General features: G+C 74.9%; 17 protein-coding genes. 8 read left to right on the top strand and 9 right to left on the bottom strand.

From position 1 onward, the window contains the following. Positions 1–23: 23 nt before the first annotated feature. The gene (locus ACI8AD_RS19340; RefSeq protein ID WP_456872152.1) at positions 24–227 is read right to left on the bottom strand and encodes a hypothetical protein; all 204 of its coding nucleotides are present in this window, start codon (positions 225–227) and stop codon (positions 24–26) included. Positions 228–466: 239 nt separating this feature from the next. On the opposite strand from ACI8AD_RS19340, the gene ACI8AD_RS19335 reads away from it, so the two are divergent. Then, positions 467–760 (top strand): hypothetical protein, encoded by a 294-nt coding sequence (locus ACI8AD_RS19335; protein WP_456872151.1) that lies wholly within the window; start codon positions 467–469, stop codon positions 758–760. A gap of 45 nt (positions 761–805) precedes the next feature. Here the strand turns inward: ACI8AD_RS19335 and ACI8AD_RS19330 are convergent, their stop codons facing one another. Beyond that, positions 806–2,908 (bottom strand): AarF/UbiB family protein, encoded by a 2,103-nt coding sequence (locus tag ACI8AD_RS19330; protein ID WP_456872150.1) that lies wholly within the window; start codon positions 2,906–2,908, stop codon positions 806–808. Between the two features lie 4 nt (positions 2,909–2,912). Beyond that, positions 2,913–6,017 (bottom strand): AAA family ATPase, encoded by a 3,105-nt coding sequence (locus ACI8AD_RS19325; RefSeq protein ID WP_456872149.1) that lies wholly within the window; start codon positions 6,015–6,017, stop codon positions 2,913–2,915. Between the two features lie 188 nt (positions 6,018–6,205). On the opposite strand from ACI8AD_RS19325, the gene ACI8AD_RS19320 reads away from it, so the two are divergent. Together ACI8AD_RS19320 and ACI8AD_RS19315 are read left to right on the top strand one after the other, a co-directional pair. After that, positions 6,206–7,345, top strand: coding sequence for a serine hydrolase domain-containing protein (locus ACI8AD_RS19320; protein ID WP_456872148.1), 1,140 nt, complete (start codon positions 6,206–6,208; stop codon positions 7,343–7,345). A 249-nt stretch (positions 7,346–7,594) separates the two neighbouring features. Further along, positions 7,595–9,784: an MMPL family transporter gene (locus ACI8AD_RS19315; protein WP_456872147.1), complete on the top strand. Its 2,190-nt coding sequence runs from the start codon at positions 7,595–7,597 to the stop codon at positions 9,782–9,784. An 18-nt stretch (positions 9,785–9,802) separates the two neighbouring features. Here the strand turns inward: ACI8AD_RS19315 and ACI8AD_RS19310 are convergent, their stop codons facing one another. From ACI8AD_RS19310 to ACI8AD_RS19300, 3 genes are read right to left on the bottom strand one after another with little or no spacing between them, the layout of a single operon-like run. After that, on the bottom strand, positions 9,803–10,546 hold the full coding sequence (locus tag ACI8AD_RS19310; RefSeq protein WP_456872146.1) for an ABC transporter permease: 744 nt from the start codon (positions 10,544–10,546) through the stop codon (positions 9,803–9,805). Further along, entirely contained in the window at positions 10,543–11,445 is a 903-nt protein-coding gene (locus ACI8AD_RS19305; protein ID WP_456872145.1) for an ABC transporter ATP-binding protein, read from the bottom strand. The genes ACI8AD_RS19310 and ACI8AD_RS19305 overlap by 4 nt, the downstream gene beginning before the upstream one ends. A 49-nt stretch (positions 11,446–11,494) precedes the next feature. Continuing rightward, entirely contained in the window at positions 11,495–12,316 is an 822-nt protein-coding gene (locus ACI8AD_RS19300) for a formate/nitrite transporter family protein (RefSeq protein ID WP_456872144.1), read from the bottom strand. Between the two features lie 23 nt (positions 12,317–12,339). On the opposite strand from ACI8AD_RS19300, the gene ACI8AD_RS19295 reads away from it, so the two are divergent. After that, on the top strand, positions 12,340–13,056 hold the full coding sequence (locus ACI8AD_RS19295) for a monooxygenase (RefSeq protein WP_456872143.1): 717 nt from the start codon (positions 12,340–12,342) through the stop codon (positions 13,054–13,056). Here ACI8AD_RS19295 and ACI8AD_RS19290 read toward each other — a convergent pair. After that, a complete protein-coding gene (locus ACI8AD_RS19290; RefSeq protein ID WP_456872142.1) occupies positions 13,038–13,574 on the bottom strand; it encodes a GNAT family N-acetyltransferase in 537 nt (178 codons plus the stop codon). The two genes, ACI8AD_RS19295 and ACI8AD_RS19290, sit on opposite strands and share 19 nt — an antisense overlap. 80 nt (positions 13,575–13,654) lie before the next feature. Between ACI8AD_RS19290 and ACI8AD_RS19285 the strand changes: the two genes are divergently transcribed. After that, positions 13,655–13,861, top strand: coding sequence for a hypothetical protein (locus tag ACI8AD_RS19285; protein WP_141233810.1), 207 nt, complete (start codon positions 13,655–13,657; stop codon positions 13,859–13,861). Here ACI8AD_RS19285 and ACI8AD_RS19280 read toward each other — a convergent pair. Together ACI8AD_RS19280 and ACI8AD_RS19275 are read right to left on the bottom strand one after the other, a co-directional pair. Then, a complete protein-coding gene (locus tag ACI8AD_RS19280) occupies positions 13,824–14,489 on the bottom strand; it encodes an FAD-binding oxidoreductase (RefSeq protein WP_456872141.1) in 666 nt (221 codons plus the stop codon). The genes ACI8AD_RS19285 and ACI8AD_RS19280 overlap by 38 nt on opposite strands. 142 nt (positions 14,490–14,631) lie before the next feature. Next, positions 14,632–15,240, bottom strand: coding sequence for a sulfite oxidase-like oxidoreductase (locus tag ACI8AD_RS19275; RefSeq protein ID WP_456872140.1), 609 nt, complete (start codon positions 15,238–15,240; stop codon positions 14,632–14,634). A gap of 164 nt (positions 15,241–15,404) precedes the next feature. Here ACI8AD_RS19275 and ACI8AD_RS19270 point away from each other — a divergent pair, with 164 nt between their 5' ends. The 3 genes from ACI8AD_RS19270 to ACI8AD_RS19260 are packed head-to-tail and all read left to right on the top strand — an operon-like array spanning position 15,405 to position 18,834. Next, the gene (locus ACI8AD_RS19270; RefSeq protein ID WP_456872139.1) at positions 15,405–16,100 is read left to right on the top strand and encodes a succinate dehydrogenase cytochrome b subunit; all 696 of its coding nucleotides are present in this window, start codon (positions 15,405–15,407) and stop codon (positions 16,098–16,100) included. 13 nt (positions 16,101–16,113) lie between these two features. Next, the gene (locus tag ACI8AD_RS19265) at positions 16,114–18,060 is read left to right on the top strand and encodes a fumarate reductase/succinate dehydrogenase flavoprotein subunit (RefSeq protein WP_456872138.1); all 1,947 of its coding nucleotides are present in this window, start codon (positions 16,114–16,116) and stop codon (positions 18,058–18,060) included. Continuing rightward, complete coding sequence (locus tag ACI8AD_RS19260) at positions 18,061–18,834, top strand: succinate dehydrogenase/fumarate reductase iron-sulfur subunit (protein ID WP_089404567.1); 774 nt, start codon at positions 18,061–18,063, stop codon at positions 18,832–18,834. Positions 18,835–18,888: the final 54 nt, after the last annotated feature.

Genomic DNA, 18,888 nt, shown 5'->3' with positions numbered 1-18,888 from the left:
AGCTGCACCTGGCCGCAGGGAGGTCAGGACGCGAGGGTCTCCGGCGGCGCAGGGCTCCACCCGGGCGCGGCCGGCGCCAGCGTGTCCACCGGCGTCAGCGAGTCGCCGCTACCGCTCAGGACGACGAGCAGGAGCACGAGGACCGCCACGGCGACGACCGCAGCCGCGAGGACGGCCGTCCGGTGGACGTCCCGCTCGTGCAGGCGAGAGGCGAGGGAGACGGTCATGGTGGCTCCTGCTGGTCCCCGGTCCGGCCGGGCTGTGCCCACCGTCGCGCCGACCCCTCGTTCCGGCTGTCGCACGGCCGACAGTCGGCCGGTCAGGACGGCGACACGACGTGAACCGGCTCCCGACGCAGCTGTCGTGTCGCGCAGCCGACACCGCCCACGTCAGGCGTCGGACAGTCCCCGGCGTCAGGCCACCGAACAGTGAGCGCACGAAGCAGAACCCATCCGAGGAGGAACCGATGGAACCCCAGCAGCCGATCACCCACCGCACCGACCCGGACGACGTCGAGGGCCACGCCGACCGCAGGCCCCGCTGGAACGCCGACGCAGAACGCGACGAGACCGACGACGTCGGGGGCCACGGCTCCAAGGGCAGGACGGGTTACGTGCAGGAGTCCGACGACGTCGAGGGGCACAGCGTGATCGGTGGTCTGCGGCCGACTCACCCCAAGGCCCGGGACGAGGACGACGACGTCGCCGGCCACCTGAGCGGCGCACTCGGCTCGAAGAAGAAGACCGAGGACGCCGGCTGACGGCGCCTGTGGGCGGGCGGCTGGGGTGCGTGCCCCCGCCGCCCGTCACCGCGCGCCCGGGGTCTCCCGGGCACGCAGCAGCACCCGGTAGAGCGAGAGCCGCCCCGACTCGGCCATGCCGATGAGCGCGTCGAGCTGCCGGCGGACCAGCACGATCACCTCGTCGCTCACGACCTCCCGCAGCGCGGGTATCTGCCGGTTCACGTTGTCCCGCCAGAACCGGTACGTGGGCAGCAGGTCGCCCGAGTGGTCGAGCACCTGCTCGGCGGCGAACCAGCGGTCGGAGCAGCGGACCACCTGCGGCAGCGTGCTGAAGCCGGTCCAGGGCAGGGCGTCGGTGAGCCGCTCGAACTCGTCGGCGCAGGACGGGTCGTGCAGCAGCGCCTCGGGGACGCTGAGCGTCTGGAGGAACAGGCCGCCGCCCGGGCGCAGATGACGGTGCGCCCAGCCGAAGAACCGGTCCAGCCGGAGGTCGAGCAGCCCCACCCGGTTCTCGTGCAGCGTGCCGAGGTGCAGGTCCATCTCGACGGCGGCGAGCGCGTCGAACCGCCGGTCCCCGAGGTGCCGGTCGGCGTCCTCCCAGCTGCTCAGGACGACCTCCAGCCCGCGGGCGGTGCAGGCCTCGTGCTCGGGCCGGCTCACCGTGATGCCGAGCGTCTGGGCGTCGCGGTCACGTGCCGCGGCCAGCAGCTGCCCACGCCCGCAACCGACGTCGAGGAGGCTCGTGCCCGGCCCGACGCCGAGGGTGTCGAGCACCAGCCGGTCGCGTTCGGCCCACGCCTGCCTGGGGTCGGCCGACCCGTCGAAGCGGGCGGTGGAGTAGGTCGCGAACCCCTGGAACACGAGGGCGTCGGCCTCCGGCGGGATGCCGACGTACTCCGCCTGCTCGACCCGCTTGCGGCGCGCGTTCTCCAGCGCGTCGAACTCCGGGTCCAGCGAGTACTCGTAGCCCTCGACCGTGGCCAGGGTCAGGAACAGCCGGCTGTAGCGGTGCCGCAGCTGCAACCCGTGACGGCCGAGCGCGTCGAGCAGGTCCACGAACGTCCGGGAGAAGTGCGGACGCCCGCCGGCCCCGGTCCAGTGGGTGCGCACCAGGACGCCGACGTCCTCGAGGGCGGCCGCCGGCAACGGTGCGCCGTCGGCAGCCCCGGCCACGGTGGTGAGGTGGCGCAGGACGTACGCCGCCGCGAACTCGTCGAAGCCGTCGAGGACCGCGGAGTAGAAGGTCAGCGCGTGCTGCCGCTCCTCCTTGGACAGCTGGTGCACCAGGCCCAGGTCGACCAGGACGATCCGCCCGTCGGGCGTCCAGAAGAAGTTGCCCGGGTGCAGGTCGGCGTGGCAGAGGCCGGAGAGGAAGATCATCCGGTCGAGCAGGTCGTCGAGGCGCTTGGCCATCGCGGCCGGCTCCAACGCGACCCGGTCGACGTCGTAGGGCCCGACCTCCTGCACCAGCTCGGTGACCAGCACCTCGGGACGGCAGAGCGAGCTGTGCACGGCCGGGATGCGGACGGTGTCGTCGTCGGCGAACTCCCGGGCGAACCGGCGGTAGTTGCGGGCCTCGTGGGTGAGGTCGGTCTGGGACAGCAGCAGCTCGCGCAGCTCGGTCACCAGTCCGCGCAGGTTGAGCACGCGCGCCGTGCGGCTGACCCGCTCGGCCGCCGCGGCCAGCGCCAGCAGGAACGCGAAGTCCGCCTGCAGGGCCTCGGTCGCACCCGGGCGCAGCACCTTGACCGCGACCGGCTCGCCTGCCGGCAGCCGCGCCCGGTGCACCTGGGCCACGGTGCCGGCGGCGATCGGTTCCAGGCACAGGCCCGGCAGCACGGCCTCGACGCCGTCCGGGTACGCGCGCCCCAGCACCGCCGCGACCGTGTCCGGCGCCTCGGCCGGCAGCCGGTCGCGCAGGGTGGCCAGCTCGGCGGCCCAGCGCGGCGGCAGCACGTCGCCGCGGGTGCTGAGCACCTGGCCGACCTTGGTCCAGGCGGGACCGAGGTCGACCAGCAGGTCCCGCACCCGGGCGGGGAGCCGGTCCCGGTCCCGGGCGACGGCGTGCAGCAGCGCCGGCAGGTGGGCGACCGCCCGGCGTGGGGCCCGCAGCGCCGGGACGCCCCGCGTGACCGGTCGACGGGCGTCCGGGAGGCGGGGTCGCACGGCGTCAGGCCGCGAACTGGTCGTCGGTGAGCTCCTCGACGAGGGCACGGGCGTGGCCGGCGACGGCCCGGCTGCCCTTGCGCTCCTGCAGGGCGAGGGCGGCCCGCGCGGCCGCGAGCGCCTCCTCCGTGCGCCCGTCCTCCCGCAACAGGAGCGCCAGCTCGTACTGCGCGTCCCCGTGGAACCCGATCAGGTCGGTGCCCGCGACCTCGGCCACGGCCTCCTCGGCCAGCCGTACCGCCTCCGCCGTCCGGCCGGTCCCGGCGAGCACGCGCGCCCGCGCCACGCGCCACTCGACCTGCGGGATGACGTCGACGGGGTCGGCCGTGCGCTCGCTGACCTCGGCGAACCGGGCGGCCTCGTGGTGGAGACCCTGCAGGCTCAGCGCGTGGGCCAGGACCGCGGCGCTGGTGGAGAGGTAGGACCGCTCGCCCATCGCCTCCAGGACGTCGTAGCCGGCGCGGGCGACCGCTTCGGCGGCCAGCACGTCCCCCGCGATCAGCTCGCGCATGGCGAACTCGACCGACGCCTGCGCGGCGGCCAGCCGGAGCCCGAGGTCGTCCAGGACACCCAGGCTCTCGGCGGCGAGCTCGCGGGACCGGGCGAAGTCGCCGCGCAGGCCGTGCAGACCCGACACCGTCCGGAGCAGCGCGGCGCGGGTCCGCCGGTCGTCACCCACCTCGGCGAGCAGCGCGGTGCACCGTTCGATGCCCTCGTCGACCGGCGTCGGGCCGACGAGCGTGAAGAAGCCGAGCTGGCTCAGCGCGAGGCTGACCTGCCGCGTGTCACCGATCTCGCGCGCCACGTCCAGGCCGCGCCGGGTGTGCTGCTCGGCGGAGAGGACGCGTCCCTGCAGCCACTCCACCTCCGAGAGCAGGTGCAGGGCCCGGACCAGCCCGGCACGGTCTCCGGCCACCTCCAGGTCGTGCAGGACCGCCTCGAGCTGCCCTTCCACCTGGGTCAGCCGGGTCTGCTCGAAGAGGATGCGCAGCTCCAGGCGCGCCAGCGTCAGGGCCGGACCGTCGCCGCCGGCCCGGTCGAGCACCTCGCGCGCCTCCTGCAGCCGGCCGGCGTGGGCCAGCACCGGGGCGAGCTCGGCGGCGATCGGCGGGCGATCCTCGGCCGGTGCGACCTCCAGGGCCCGCTCCAGCAGCCCCAGCGCGGCCGGCACGTCGGACAGCCCGAACGCCCGGCGACCGGCAGCGGCGAGGTGGGCGGCGGCCCGGCGGGCGAGGTGGGTGAGCCGCTGGTCGGCCGTCCCCAGCCCCACCCGCTGGCGGTAGGCCTGCTCGAGGTGGTGCCCGAGGATCTCCTCGAACTGGGCGATCTTCCCGGCCGCCGCCTCCTCCAGCCAGTCGGCGAGCCGCTCGTGCAGCTCGGCCCGCTCGCGGCGGGGCATCGCGTCGTAGGCGGCGTCCCGGATGAGCAGGTGGCGGAAGCGGAAGGCGTCGTCGCCGAGGAAGCCGGACCGGTCGGGCCGGATCAGCTCCTTGCGCACCAGGCCCATGAGGCTCGTGGTGACCTCGGGGCGCAGCTCCGAGGGCGACAGCTCCGACACCGCGGTCCGGTAGAAGGTCTTCCCCACCACGCTGGCCCGCTCGATGACCGACCGCTCCTGCTCCGCCAGCCGGTCGAGCCGGGCGGCGAGCAGCGCGGAGATGGTCGGCGGGATCGGCGTGGCGGCGAGGTCCGCGGTCGCCCGCCAGTTGTCGCCGTCCCGGACCAGCACGCCGTCGTCGACGAGCATCCCCACCAGCTCCTCGACGAACAGCGGGTTGCCCTCGGCGGCCGTGGCGATGCGCGCGCGGACGGCCTCGCCGTCGGCGATCCGGCCGAGCAGGTTGCCGACCAGCGTGGCCGACTCCACCTCGCTCAGCGGCTCGAGCAGGATCGAGGTGGCGTTGAGCTTGCCCCCACCCCAGCCGGGCCGGACGTCGAGCAGCTCGGGCCGGGCCAGGCACAGCAGCAGGACCGGCGCCTCGCGGCTCCAGTCGGCGACGTGCTCGACCAGGTCCAGCAGGGTCGGCTCGGCCCAGTGCAGGTCGTCGACGACGACCACCAGCGGGCGGCGCCGGGCGAGCCCCTCGAGCAGCTTCCGCACCGCCCAGGGGACCTCGTCCGTGCGGCTGGCGAACTCGCTCGTGCCGGCCAGCGCGGCCACCCGGTCGGCGACCAGGGCGGCGTGCTCCTCGCCGTCGATCGCCTCGCGCAGCAGGGCGCGCAGCTCGTCGGGGGTCGCGTCGGCAGCGGCTCCCACGGCGTCGCGGACGATCTCCAGCAGCGGCCAGAAGGTGATGCCCTCGCCGTAGTCCAGGCAGCGGCCGCGGACGACGGTGGCCCTGCCGCGCACGTCCGACAGGAACTCGTGGACCAGGCGGGACTTCCCCACCCCGGCCGGCCCGAGCACCGTGAACAGGTGGCACCGCTGCTCGGCGACGGACCGCTCGAAGGCCTCGTCCAGGAGGTGCCGCTCCCGCGCCCTCCCCACCATCGGCGTGTCCACCCGCCGGGCGCGGCCGAGGGCGAGCGGAGTGACCGAGACCAGCCGGTAGGCGTCGACGGGCTCATCCTTGCCCTTGAGCGCCAGCGCGCCGACCCGCTCGGCGACCACCGCGTCGCGGACGAGGGTCCAGGTCACCGCGCCGATGACGATCTCCCCCGGGTCCGCCACCTGCTCCAACCGCGCGGCCACGTTGACGGCGTCCCCGGTGACGAGGGTCTGCCCGTGCGCCGGGTCGCCCGCGATGACCTGCCCGGTGTTGACGCCCATCCGGAGCGCGAGCTCGACCCCCCACTCCCGCCGCAGCTCGGCGTTGAGCCGGCCCACCGCCTCGCGCAGTTCGGTGGCGGCCCGGACGGCGCGCAGGGCGTCGTCCTCGTGCAGGGTGGGGATCCCGAAGACGCTCATGACGGCGTCACCGATGAATTTCTCCACCGTGCCGCCGTGCCGCTGCAGGGCCGCCCGCGCCACCTCGAAGTAACGGCCCATCACCTGGCGGAGCGACTCGGGGTCCAACCGGGCGCCGAGCCGCGTGGAGTCGACGACGTCGCAGAACAGCACCGTGACGGTCTTGCGGACCTCCCGCTGCGGCGCGGCCGGCTCGGCCACCGGCGTCCCGCAGACACCGCAGAAGCGGAATCGCGGAGGAACGTCCTCCCCACACTCCCCGCAGGTGGGCATGGGTGCACCATAGGACCGCTCCTGTGACCTGGGGCACAGTTCAGTCGTGGGGCGCTGGAGTCGCACGGGTCGGCCCGCGGCCGATGAGTCCGCCGTCCCGGGCCGGTCGACAGGGCATGGGACTGGCGCAGGACGTGGAGCGGGTGGTGTCGGAGGCCGTGGCCGCCGGAGCGGTACCGGGAGCGGCCTGGTGGGTGACCCGCGACGGCGAGGTCGCCCGCGGCGCCGCCGGCACGCACACCCCCGGCGGGGACGACCCCGTCGCCCCCGACACCGTCTTCCGCATCGCCTCGGTGACCAAGCCGGTGGTCGCCGTCGCCGCCCTCGCGCTGGTCGACGACGGCACGCTGCGCCTGGACGACCCGGTCGACCCGCACCTGCCCGAGCTGGCCGGCCCGCGCGTGCTCGCCGACCCCGCCGACCCGTCCGCCGGCACGGTCCCGGCCCGGCGGCCGGTCACGGTGCGCGACGTCCTCACGCTGCGCCTCGGGACCGGCCTGGACTTCACCGCCCCCTGGCCGACGCCGACCGTGGCCGCGCTCGGCGAGGCCGGGCTTCCGGCCGGTCCTCCGCAGCCGCAGGCCGCACCGCCGCCGGACGAGTGGCTGCGCCGGCTGGCCTCGGTCCCGCTGGCCCACCAGCCCGGGGAGCGCTGGCTCTACCACACCGGCTCCAGCGTGCTGGGCGTCCTGGTCGCCCGGGCCGGGGGCCGGCCGCTGCCCGAGGTGCTCGCCGAGCGGGTGCTCGTGCCGCTGGGGATGACCGGGACCGGCTTCGGCGTGCCCGACGCCGCCCGCCCCCGCCTGGGCCCGCACTGGGCACCGCCGGACGACGCCGGCCGGCGCGGGCTCTACGACCCGCCCGACGGGCAGTGGGCGCGTCCCCCGGCCTTCCCCGACGGCGGCGACGGGCTGGTGTCCACCGTCGACGACCTGGGCGTCCTCGCGCGCGTGCTGCTCGCCGGCGGCGAGCCGGTGCTCCGGGAGGGCACGGTGCGGGCGATGCTCACCGAGCAGGCCGGCCCGGTCGACGACGAGGGCGGCGGCTGGGGCCTGGGCCTGGGGGTGCGGCGCGAGGACGAACCCGGCGGCCGGCACGCCGGCTCCTTCGGCTGGGACGGCGGGCTGGGCGCCTCCTGGTGGACCGACCCGGTCACCGGCACGACGGCGGTGCTGCTGACCAACCAGGTGTGGGCCTCGCCCGCTCCCCCGCCGGTGTTCGAGGGGTTCCGGGCGGTGGCGTTCGGCCCGCGGTAGGCGGCCGCGCCGCGCCGTTCCCGGTTCCGCGCCGCTCCTCCGGCCGCCATGCTGCCGTCCGGGCCGCCGGGACGCCGTTCCGGCCGCCCGGAGGGCAGTGGACACGGGGGCGGGTGTGGACGAGGGCTGCGCTGGTCGTGTCGCCGGAGGGACGGGCGACGTGTCGCGAGGACGACAGCCCTCCCCGCGGATCTCCCGGACGGTGCGCTGAGAGCGGGACCAGCCCGTTCCCGGGACGAGGGAGAGGCCGTGTTCGAGGCACTGGGTCGCGCCGTGTACCGCCGGCGCCGGTGGGTCCTGGCGCTCTCCCTCGCGTTCGTCGCCGTCGCCGGCGCCTGGGGCACCGGCGTCTTCGGCCAGATGACCGGCGGCGGCTTCTCCGACCCCGACAGCGAGAGCTCCCGGGCCGCCGAGGTCGCCGAGCGCGAGCTGGGCCGCAGCACCGCCGACGTCGTCGTCCTGTACTCCAGCGACACCACGACGGTCGACGACCCCGCCTACGCCGAGGCGGTCACCTCCACGCTCGACTCCCTGCCCGGGGACGACGTGCTCCGGACGGTCTCGTACTTCGACACGGGCGCGGCGTTCCTGGTGAGCGACGACCGGCGCAGCACCTACGCCGTCCTCAGCCTGCGGGGTGACGAGGACGAGCGGGAGGACGTCCTCGACGCCGTCGAGGACGACCTGGCCGCCCCGGGGCTGACCACCCGGCTCGGCGGCGAGGTGACCCTCAACCGGGACATGAACACCCAGGTCAGCGAGGACATCGCGACGGCGGAGACGATCTCGCTGCCGGTCCTGGCGGTCCTCCTCGTCGTGATCTTCGGCGGCCTCGCCGCGGCCGGGCTGCCCCTGGCCATCGGGGTGACGGCGATCCTCGGCTCGTTCGCGGCCCTGCGCGCCTTCGGGCTGGTCACCGACGTGTCGATCTTCGCGGTCAACGTGGTGACCGTGCTGGGCCTCGGGCTGGCGATCGACTACGGGCTGTTCGTGGTCAGCCGGTTCCGGGAGGAGGTCCGCCGGCAGGCGTCCGTGGAGGACGCCCTCGCCCGGACCATGGCGACCGCCGGCCGCACGGTCGCCGTCTCCGGCGTCACCGTCGCGCTGTCGCTGGCCGGGCTGCTGATCTTCCCGCAGGTGTTCCTGCGCTCGATGGGCTTCGGCGGGATGAGCGCGGTCCTGGTCGCCATGCTGGCCGCACTCACCCTGCTGCCGGCGCTGCTGGCCGTGCTCGGTCCCCGCGTCGACGCGCTCTCGCTGCGCTCGCTCGGCCGTCGACGTCGGCGGCCCGCGCACGCCCGGGAGCGTGACGGGGCCTGGTACCGGATCGCGCACAGCGTGATGCGCCGTCCGGTCGTCTACGCCGTCGTGGTGGGTGGGTTGCTGGTCGCGCTGGCCCTGCCGTTCGCCCGGGCGGAGTTCGGCGGCATCGACGTGCGCGCCATGCCCGAGGGCGCGGAGAGCCGGGTGGTCGCCGAGACGATCGAGCGGGACTTCCCCCCGAGCCCGTCCGGCCCGGTCGAGGCGGTCGTCACCCTGCCGGGCGCCGCGGACTCACCCGAGGGCACCGCCGCGCTGCAGTCCTACGTCGCCGCGGTCGCGGCCGTCCCGGGCGTGGACGGCGCCGCGGTCGCCGAGGTCGCCGGGAGCATGGCACGGGTGGTGGTCGCCGCCGACGTGAACGCGATGGGCGCCGAGGGCCGGGACCTGGTGGCCGCGATCCGGCAGGTGCCCGCTCCCGGGGGCGCCGTCGTCCTCGTCGGCGGCACGGCAGCGGTGTACGCCGACCTGCTCGACAGCCTCGGCGCGCTGCTCCCGTGGATGGCCCTGCTGGTGGCCCTGACGTCGTTCGTGCTGCTGTTCCTGGCCTTCGGCTCGGTCGTGCTGCCGATCAAGGCCGTCCTGATGAACGTCCTGTCGCTGGGCGCCTCCTTCGGCGCGCTGGTGTGGATCTTCCAGGACGGTCACCTCTCCGGGGTCCTGGGCTTCACCCCGACCGGGTTCATCGAGGCCACCTCGCCGATCCTGGTGCTCGCCATCGTCTTCGGGCTGTCGATGGACTACGAGGTCTTCCTGATGTCCCGGATCCGGGAGCAGTACGACCTGACCGGCGACAACACCGCCGCGGTGGCCACCGGCCTGCAGCGCACGGGCGGGATCATCACCAGCGCCGCGCTGCTGCTCGTGGTGGTGATCGGCGCCTTCTCCGTCTCCGGCGTCGTGCTGATCAAGATGATCGGGGTGGCGATGCTCATCGCGATCGTGGTCGACGCGACCGTCGTGCGGGCCCTGCTGGTGCCGGCCACCATGCGGCTCCTCGGCCGGGCGAACTGGTGGGCGCCGGAGCCGCTGGGCCGGTTCTACGCCCGCTACGGGATCCGCGAGTCCGCCACCGGGCCGGCGCACGCGGCGGGCCGGGGACTCGCCGCCGCGCGCTGAGCCGCGCTCGGCCCCTGGCTACACGTCGCGCCGCTCGAGCAGCACCGCGCCGGCGACCCACGCCGCGGTGGCCCACGCGCCGGCGACCGCGAGACCCACCGGCCAGCCGGTGGGGACGGCGAGGAACGCGTCCTCCCCCACCCGCAGCGCGGGCATCGCCTGCGACAGCAGCTCGGCGCCCGCCCCGCCGGCCAGCGCCAGCGCCGGCGGGGCGACGAAGACCAGGGCCACCCCCAGGCCCACCGCCCCCGCGGTCGACCGCAGCACCGCTCCCAGGCCCGCGGCCAGCACGGTGACCAGCACCGCCCCGGCCACCTGCAGGGCGGCGGGGCGGAGCACGTCCGGGTCGGTGAGCGACACGCCTCCGGGGACGGCGACGAGCACCCGCGCCGCCAGCGCGCAGGCCGCCACCAGCGGCGCGGTGGTCAGCGCCGCCCACCCCGCGACGACGGCGATCTTCGCCGCCAGCAGCCGCGTGCGGCGCGGCACCGCCGCCAGCGAGGCCAGCGCCATCCCGGTGGCGGACTCCGCGGTCACCGCGAGCACCCCGAGGACGACCAGCACCACCTGGCCGAACGCGAAGCCGGTGAGCACCACCCCGACGGCGGCGTCGGCGGTCGGCGCGCTGTGCGTGGTGGCGGCGGCCAGCCAGGCGAAGGAGCCGGTCACGAGCAGGTACACCCCGGTGCACCACCACGTGGAGCGCAGCGTGCGCAGCTTGGTCCACTCGCTGCGCAGCACCGCGGTCAGCGCGACGCTCACGCCGCACCGGCCCGGTACTCGACGTCCTCCCCGGTGAGCGCCAGGTAGGCCGCCTCCAGCGAGGCCGTGACCGTGGCCAGCTCGTGCACCGGCGCTCCGGCGGCGAAGGCGACGTCGCCGACGGCCGCGGCGGACAGCCCGTCGACCCGCAGCGCGCCGTCGGGCTGCGGCGACACCGCGCCCCCGGCCCGGTGCAGCGCCGCCGCCAGCACCGGCGCCCGCGGGCTGCGCACCCGCACCGACGCGCCGCGGCCCAGCAGGTCGGTCATCGCGACGTCGGCGAGCAGCCGGCCGCGCCCGAGCACCACCAGGTGGTCGGCGGTGTCCTCCATCTCGCTCATCAGGTGGCTGGAGACCAGCACGGTGCGGCCCTCGGCGGCGAGGTCGCGCAGCAGCCCGCGCACCCAGTGGATGCCCTCGGGGTCCAGGCCGTTGACCGGCTCGTCGAGCAGCAGCACCTCGGGGTCGCCCAGCAGCGCCGCGGCGATGCCCAGCCGCTGAGCCATGCCGAGGGAGAAGCCGCGGACCCGCTCGTGCGCCACGGCGCCGAGGCCCACCAGGTCGACGACGTCGTCGACGCGGGACGCCGACAGGGCGTTGCTCTGCGCCAGCGCGAGCAGGTGGGCGTACGCGGTGCGGCCCGGGTGGCGGGCCCGCGGGTCGACCAGCGCACCCACCCGGCGCATCGGGACGTCGAGCTCCCGGTAGGGCACGCCGAGGACGGTCGCGGTCCCCGCGGTGGGCCGGGTGAGCCCGAGGACGCAGCGCATCGTCGTCGTCTTGCCCGAGCCGTTGGGGCCGAGGAAGCCGGTGACCCGGCCCGGGGGGACGGTGAAGGACACGTCGTCGACGGCGACGCGGGTGCGGTAGCGCTTGGTCAGCCCGTCGACCTCGATCACGCCGACAGTCTGGCCACCGGCGGCGTCCGGCCGCGGCAGGCCCGGCCGGTCAGCGCTCCGCGTCGGCCTCGGCCCGCTCGCGCTGCAGCAGCTCCTTGCTGCGCACCAGGCGCAGCAGCGTGACCACCAGCAGGCCGCCGGCCACGTTGAGCAGCGTCGTGTACCAGAACCAGGCCAGCCACTCGCCGTAGCCGAACGGTGCGGTCCCGGTGTGGAGGGCGCCGAACACCAGCAGCGAGTCGAGGATCGAGTGGAACAGCTGCAGCCCGGCCAGCACGAACGCGCCGGCCACCGCGGCCACGATCTTCGCGCCGTCGGCGCTGGTGCCGTTCTGCATGCGGGTCATCAGCGTGATGACGGTGCCGCCGAGGAAGGCCAGGCAGACCGCGCGCAGGTCCAGCGGCGACTCGACGAAGTGCCGGGCGGACTCGACCATCGTGGGTCCCAGCTGCGGGAAGCCGTGCGCGACCAGCCACATGAACAGCCAGCCGCCGGCCAGGTTGGCCACCAGGGTCCCCGACCACAGCCGCGCCAGCTGCGCCCCGCTCGCCCGGCGGGCGGCCACCGCGGTGACCGGCAGCAGGAAGCCCTCGGTGAACAGCTCGCTGCGGGCCAGCAGCAGCGCGACGAACCCGACGGAGAAGGCCAGCCCGGCGAGCAGGTGGCTGCCGGTCTCGGCGTACACGGCCAGCAGCGCCAGCACCCCGACGCCGACCTCGAGCCCGCCGGCGAGGCCGGTGGTGAGGACCTCGCGCCAGGTGCGGTGCAGCCGCTGCGCGCCCTGGCTGACCACCCGGTCGAAGGCCTGCACCACCTCGTCCTCGGCCGGGGCGTCGGTGTCGCCGAGCTGGACGCGGCGCTGGTCGGTCACCGCGCGCACCTACCCTCGGCGGCGTGCCCTCACCCGACCCGGTCGTGACGCTCCACCTCTGGGGCGTCCCCGGCCGCGCGGTGCCGCGCGCGGTGCTGCGGATGGCCACGCTGCGGCCGGCGCTGGCCCGCACGCCCGGCCTGCGCTTCGCCAAGCTGCTGGGCACCGGTGACGGGCGCACGTTCACCGCCCGCGACGCCGACCCCCGCCGGTGGGGGCTGCTGGCGGTGTGGGACGACGACACCGCCGCCGACGCCGTCGACGACGGCCCGGTGGGCGCGAGCTGGCGGCGCATCGCCGACGAGGAGTGGTCGGTGCGGCTGCGCCCCCTGGCCGCCCGCGGGCTCTGGTCGGGGCGCGAGCCGTTCGGCAGCCCGCGCCCGCGGCGCTGGGACGGGCCGGTCGCCGCGGTCACCCGCGCCCGGCTGGTGCTGCGCCGGGCGGCGCGGTTCTGGTCGGCGGTGCCGCCGGTGTCGGCCGACCTGCACCGCGCGCCGGGGCTGCGGATGGCGGTCGGGATCGGCGAGGCGCCGCTGGGCCTGCAGGGCACCTTCAGCGTCTGGGACTCCGCCGCGGCGCTGAACACCTTCGCCTTCGACCGCCCCGAGCACGCCGCCGTCGTCGCCCGGACGGCGCGGGAGGGCTGGTACGCCGAGGAGCTGTTCGCCCGACTGGCGGTGCTCTCCGCGCGCGGCACCGTCGACGGCGCCGACCCGCTGGCTCAGCCCTCGGCGGGCTGACCCAGCCGCGCCACCAGGTGGATCTCCTCCCGGTCGTCGCCGGGGGCGAGCCGGATCGCGCCGGGCATCCGGCCGAACTCGCGGTAGCCGAACCGCCCGTAGAACCGCTCGAGGCCGGAGCCGCCGCGCACGGTCAGGTGCAGCATCTCCAGGCCCATCGCGCGGGCGGCCTCGTGCACGCCGGACACCAGCACCCGGCCCAGGCCCCGCCCCTGCAGCCGCGGGTGCACCTGCACCCGCAGCACGGTGGCCCAGTGCCGGCGCAGCGGGCTGACCGACAGCGACAGCACGGCGAAGCCGCCCAGCTCGCCGTCGACCCGCAGCACCACCAGGCGCTCGCGGCCCAGGGCGACCCGCCCGACGACGGCGTCGAGGACCGGCGCGACGTCGTCGGGGGTGACCGGCGGGACGAAGCCGACCGCACCGCCGGCGTTGGTGACGTCGGTCCAGCAGGCCAGCAGCTCCGCGCGCAGCCGTGGGTCGACGACGTCGACGGCGGTCACGACGGCGGAGGACACCCCCCGATCATCGCCCCCGGCGCCGCGGGGACCGGCGCCGCCCCTGGACCGTCCACCCGCACGGGTGCAGGCTCGGCGCCATGAGCGACGCACCCGGTCCCGTCCCGACCCCGCGCCCGGTGGACGACGAGCTGCGCGTCCCGTTCTGGATCGTGCTCGCCGGCGTGGGGGCGGGCGCGTTCTGGGCCCTGGCCGGGGTGGCGCTGGGCTCCTGGCTGCGCGGCCGCGGCCGGCCGCCCCAGCCGCCGGTCAGGCGGGGCCGCTGGGGCCGAACCGCTCGACCCTGACGTCCGCGGCGGGCACGCCCAGGCCGACGAGCAGCTGGCTGGCCGCCTCGGCGAACGGGGTGGACCCGCAGACGTAGGCGGTCTGGCCCGGTTCCCACAGCGGCACCAGGTCGGCGGGGGTCAGCCGGCCGGCCGGGCGGATGCCCGACTGCTCCCGGGTGGTGACCACCAGCGCGCCGGCCGCGCGGAGCTCGTCGGCGTAGGGCAGCTCGGCGGCCGTGCGGGTGGAGACGGCGATCCGCAGCAGGTCCTCGCGGCCGAGCTCGCGGGCGGTGCGCAGCATGGACACGAACGGCACCACCCCGGTGCCGCCACCCACCAGCAGCGCGGGTCCCCCGCCCTCCCAGACGAACCAGCCGCCGATCGGGCCGCGCACCTCGAGCAGGTCGCCCGGCTCGACGACGTCGGCCAGGTAGGTCGACACCTCGCCGTCGTCGAGCCGCTCGACGAGCAGCTCGACGAGCGGGTCCCCGGGCGCGGAGGCCACCGAGTAGGACCGCTGGGCGCGGTAGCCGTCCTCGGCGGTGAGCCGGACGACGTAGTGCTGCCCGGCGAGGTGGTCGACCCGGTCGGGCACCTCCAGCCGCAGCCGGACGGTGCGCGGGGTCGGGCGGTCGACCTCGCGCACCGTCGCCGTCCGCCACCCCCCGGCCGGCGCCCGTCGCCGGAGACCAGGTGGGGGATCCGTCGGCCCCGCTGCAGGCTCCCCGTCGGCCCCGTCCCGAGGCTCGCCCCGAGCCTGCGAGGGGTGAGGAGGACGGGGTCCTTCGTCAGTCACCCTGGTAGCGCTGCTCGCGCCAGGGGTCGCCCCGGTCGTGGTAGCCGTTCTGCTCCCAGAAGCCCGGCTGGTCGCGCTGCAGCAGCGTCAGCCGGGTGACCCACTTGGCGCTCTTCCAGAAGTAGAGGTGCGGCACCAGCAGCCGGACCGGGCCGCCGTGCTCGACCGGCAGCGGCGCACCGTCGAACTGCCACACCAGCCAGGCCTTCCCGCCGGTGACGTCCTCGAGCGGCAGGTTGGTGGTGTAGCCGGTCTTGGCCGTCGCCACGACGAAGTGCGCGTCGGCGGTCGGCCGGGCGGCCTCCAGCAGCGTGTCGACGCTGACGCCGGTGAAGCGGGTGTCGAACTTCGACCACGTCGTCACGCAGTGGATGTCGCCGCGGTACTCCGAGGGCGGCAGCCGGTGCACCTCGTCCCAGGTCCACGTCGTGGGGGTCTCGACCCGGCCGTCGACGGTGACGCTCCAGGTCTCCGGCGTGATGCGCGGCGTGGGCTCCGCGGTGAGCACCGGCCAGTCGCGGCCGACGTCGTACTGGCCGGGCGGCAGGCGGGGATCGCGCTCCCGCCGGCGGCCGAGGAAGCCCCGGGTCGGTCCTGCCACACGTCCTCCTCCGGTCGGGTTCGGGTGCCGGAACGCTGTCACGCCCGGCGGGCGCCCCTCAACGTCCTGACCTGGGCTGAGGGTTCCCTTACATGAGCCGTGTCACTGTGTGTTCACGTGGCCGTCAAGGGGTTAGGGAGCCTAACTTTGGTGCCGTGGTGACGGTGACGCAGTCGGGTCAGCGCAGGACCCCGCGGGCAGCGAAGACCAGCTCGGTCGCGAAGAAGGCCGTGATGGCCGTCAGCGGCATCATCCTGGTCCTCTACCTGATCGCGCACATGGTCGGGAACCTCAAGCTCTTCGCGGGCGCCGAGACCTTCAACGGGTACTCCGAGTGGATCCGCCGCATCGGCGAGCCGGCCGTCCCGGGGCAGACCGTCCTGTGGATCATCCGCGTCGTCCTGCTGGTCGCCGTGGCCGCCCACATCTGGGCCGCCGTCTCGCTGTGGCGCCAGGCCAAGCGCGCCCGCCCGACCCAGTACGTGGCCCGCAAGGCGGTGGCCCAGAGCTACGCCTCGCGCACGATGCGCTGGGGCGGGGTCATCCTCGGGCTGTTCATCGTCTACCACATCCTCGACCTCACGCTGGGGGTCGCGAACCCGGAGGGGCCGGACTCCACGCCCTACGACCGCGCGATCGCCGGGTTCTCCAACCCGCTCGTGACGCTGGTCTACGTCGTCGCGCTGCTGGCCCTGGGCTTCCACCTCCGGCACGGCGTCTGGAGCGCGACCCAGACCCTGGGGCAGAGCAACCGGACGCGCGAGCGGACCGTCAACGCGTTCGCGACCGTCTTCGCCGTGGTGCTCACCGCGGGCTTCCTCATCCCGCCGCTCAGCGTCCTCGTCGGCATCATCGAGTAGGAGCACCTCGACCATGGCTCTGGAACTGTTCACCCTCGGCGACCCCATCGCCGACACCAAGGCCCCGCGCGACGTGCCGATCAGCGAGCGCTGGAGCGAGCGCCGCTTCCGGGCCAAGCTGGTCAACCCGGCCAACCGCCGCAAGCTGACGGTGATCGTCGTCGGCACCGGCCTGGCCGGCGGCTCGGCCGCCGCCACGCTCGGCGAGGCCGGCTACAAGGTCAAGTCGTTCTGGTACCAGGACAGCCCGCGCCGGGCGCACAGCGTCGCCGCGCAGGGCGGCATCAACGCCGCCAAGAACTACCGCAACGACGGCGACTCGGTGCACCGGCTGTTCTACGACACCGTCAAGGGCGGCGACTTCCGCGCCCGCGAGGACAACGTGCACCGGCTGGCCGAGGTCAGCGTCAACATCATCGACCAGTGCGTCGCGCAGGGCGTGCCCTTCGCCCGCGAGTACGGCGGCCTGCTCGACAACCGCTCCTTCGGCGGCACCCAGGTGTCGCGGACGTTCTACGCCCGCGGGCAGACGGGCCAGCAGCTGCTCTACGGCGCCTACCAGGCCCTCGAGCGGCAGATCGCGGCCGGCACCGTCGAGCAGCACGCCCGCACCGAGATGCTCGACCTGGTCGTCGTCGACGGCCGCGCCCGCGGGATCGTCGCCCGCGACCTGGTCACCGGCGAGATCAGCACGCACTTCGCCGACGCCGTCGTGCTGGCCACCGGCGGGTACAGCAACGTCTTCTACCTGTCCACGAACGCCAAGGGCTCCAACGCGACGGCGATCTGGCGGGCGCACAAGCGGGGCGCGCTGTTCGCCAACCCCTGCTACACGCAGATCCACCCGACCTGCATCCCGGTGCACGGCGAGTACCAGTCGAAGCTCACGCTGATGAGCGAGTCGCTGCGCAACGACGGCCGGGTCTGGGTGCCCAAGGAGCGCGGCGACACCCGCGACCCGCGGGACATCCCCGAGGGCGAGCGCGACTACTACCTCGAGCGGATCTACCCCTCGTTCGGCAACCTGGTCCCCCGCGACATCGCCTCGCGGCAGGCCAAGAACGTCTGCGACGAGGGCCGCGGCGTCGGCCCCAACGGCCTGGGCGTCTACCTCGACTTCGCCGAGGCCATGCAGCGGCTGGGCCGGCCGGCCATCGAGGCCAAGTACGGCAACCTCTTCGACATGTACGCCCAGATCACGGGCGAGGACCCCTACGAGGTCCCGATGCGGATCTACCCGGCGGTCCACTACACGATGGGCGGGCTGTGGGTCGACTACGACCTGCAGTCGACGGTCCCCGGCCTGTTCGTGATCGGTGAGGCCAACTTCTCCGACCACGGCGCCAACCGGCTGGGCGCCAGCGCGCTCATGCAGGGCCTGGCCGACGGCTACTTCGTGCTGCCCAACACCATCAGCGACTACCTGGCCTCCGGCCCCTTCGGCGCGGTCGACCCGGACCACCCGGCCGCCGTCGAGGCGCTCGAGGGCGTCCAGGTGCAGACCGAGCGGCTGCTGTCGATCAACGGCAACCGGACCACCGCGTCGTTCCACCGCGAGCTCGGCCGGCTGATGTTCGACCTGTGCGGCATGGAGCGCTCGGAGGAGAGCCTGCGCAAGGCCCTCGACCGGATCCCCGAGATCCGGCAGGAGTTCTGGACGAACGTCAAGGTGCCCGGCGAGGCCGGGCGGTTCAACCAGAGCCTCGAGCACGCCGGCCGCGTCGCCGACTTCATCGAGCTCGCCGAGCTCATGTGCGTCGACGCCCTGCACCGCAACGAGAGCTGCGGTGGGCACTTCCGGGCGGAGAGCCAGACCCCCGACGGGGAGGCCCTGCGCGACGACGACAACTACGCCTACGTCGCGGCCTGGGAGTGGACGCCCGAGGGCGTCCCGCCCGTCCTGCACAAGGAAGCCCTCGAGTTCGAGTACGTCCACCTCGCCCAGCGGAGCTACAAGTAGATGAACCTCAAGCTGCGTGTCTGGCGCCAGCGGAGCGCGGCAGAGAAGGGGAAGATGGTGACCTACGAGGTCACCGACGTCTCCCCGGACATGTCGTTCCTGGAGATGCTCGACGTCCTCAACGAGCAGCTCATCCTCAACGGTGAGGACCCGGTCTCCTTCGACCACGACTGCCGCGAGGGCATCTGCGGCTCGTGCGGCGTCATGATCAACGGCCGCGCCCACGGCAACGGCCTGTTCGACAACCACCCGCAGACGACCACGTGCCAGCTGCACATGCGGTCGTTCAAGGACGGCGACACGATCGACATCGAGCCGTGGCGGGCGACGGCGTTCCCGGTCATCAAGGACCTCGCCGTCGACCGGTCGGCGCTGGACCGGATCATCCAGTCGGGCGGCTACATCAGCGCCCCGACCGGCACCGCGCCCGAGGCGCACTCGATCCTGGTGGCCAAGAAGGACTCCGACGCCGCCTTCGACGCCGCCACCTGCATCGGCTGCGGCGCCTGCGTGGCGGCCTGCCCGAACGCCTCCTCGATGCTGTTCACCGCCTCGAAGGTCACGCACCTGGGACTGATGCCGCAGGGCCAGCCCGAGCGCAACGACCGCGTGGTCAACATGGTCCACCAGCAGGACCTCGAGGGCTTCGGCGGCTGCACCAACATCGGCGAGTGCTCGGCGAGCTGCCCGAAGGGCATCTCGATGGAGAACATCTCCCGGCTCAACCACGACCTGCTCGGCGCCCTGCGCGCCGGCGCCCGTCCGAAGAGCTGACCGGCCCCGGCACCTGCACCGCCGTCGGGCGGGGATCCCTGCGGGGGTCCCCGC

The sequence above is a fragment of the Geodermatophilus sp. SYSU D00766 genome (assembly GCF_054049915.1).
This window is presented reverse-complemented; position numbering and strand designations above follow the sequence as displayed.

Excerpts from the sequence above, each read along its gene's own strand:
- ACI8AD_RS19340 (WP_456872152.1), bottom strand. The coding sequence starts at position 227 with ATGACCGTCTCCCTCGCCTCTCGCCTGCACGAGCGGGACGTCCACCGG.
- ACI8AD_RS19335 (WP_456872151.1), top strand. The coding sequence starts at position 467 with ATGGAACCCCAGCAGCCGATCACCCACCGCACCGACCCGGACGACGTC.
- ACI8AD_RS19320 (WP_456872148.1), top strand. The coding sequence starts at position 6,206 with ATGGGACTGGCGCAGGACGTGGAGCGGGTGGTGTCGGAGGCCGTGGCC.
- ACI8AD_RS19285 (WP_141233810.1), top strand. The coding sequence starts at position 13,655 with ATGAGCGACGCACCCGGTCCCGTCCCGACCCCGCGCCCGGTGGACGAC.
- ACI8AD_RS19265 (WP_456872138.1), top strand. The coding sequence starts at position 16,114 with ATGGCTCTGGAACTGTTCACCCTCGGCGACCCCATCGCCGACACCAAG.
- ACI8AD_RS19260 (WP_089404567.1), top strand. The coding sequence starts at position 18,061 with ATGAACCTCAAGCTGCGTGTCTGGCGCCAGCGGAGCGCGGCAGAGAAG.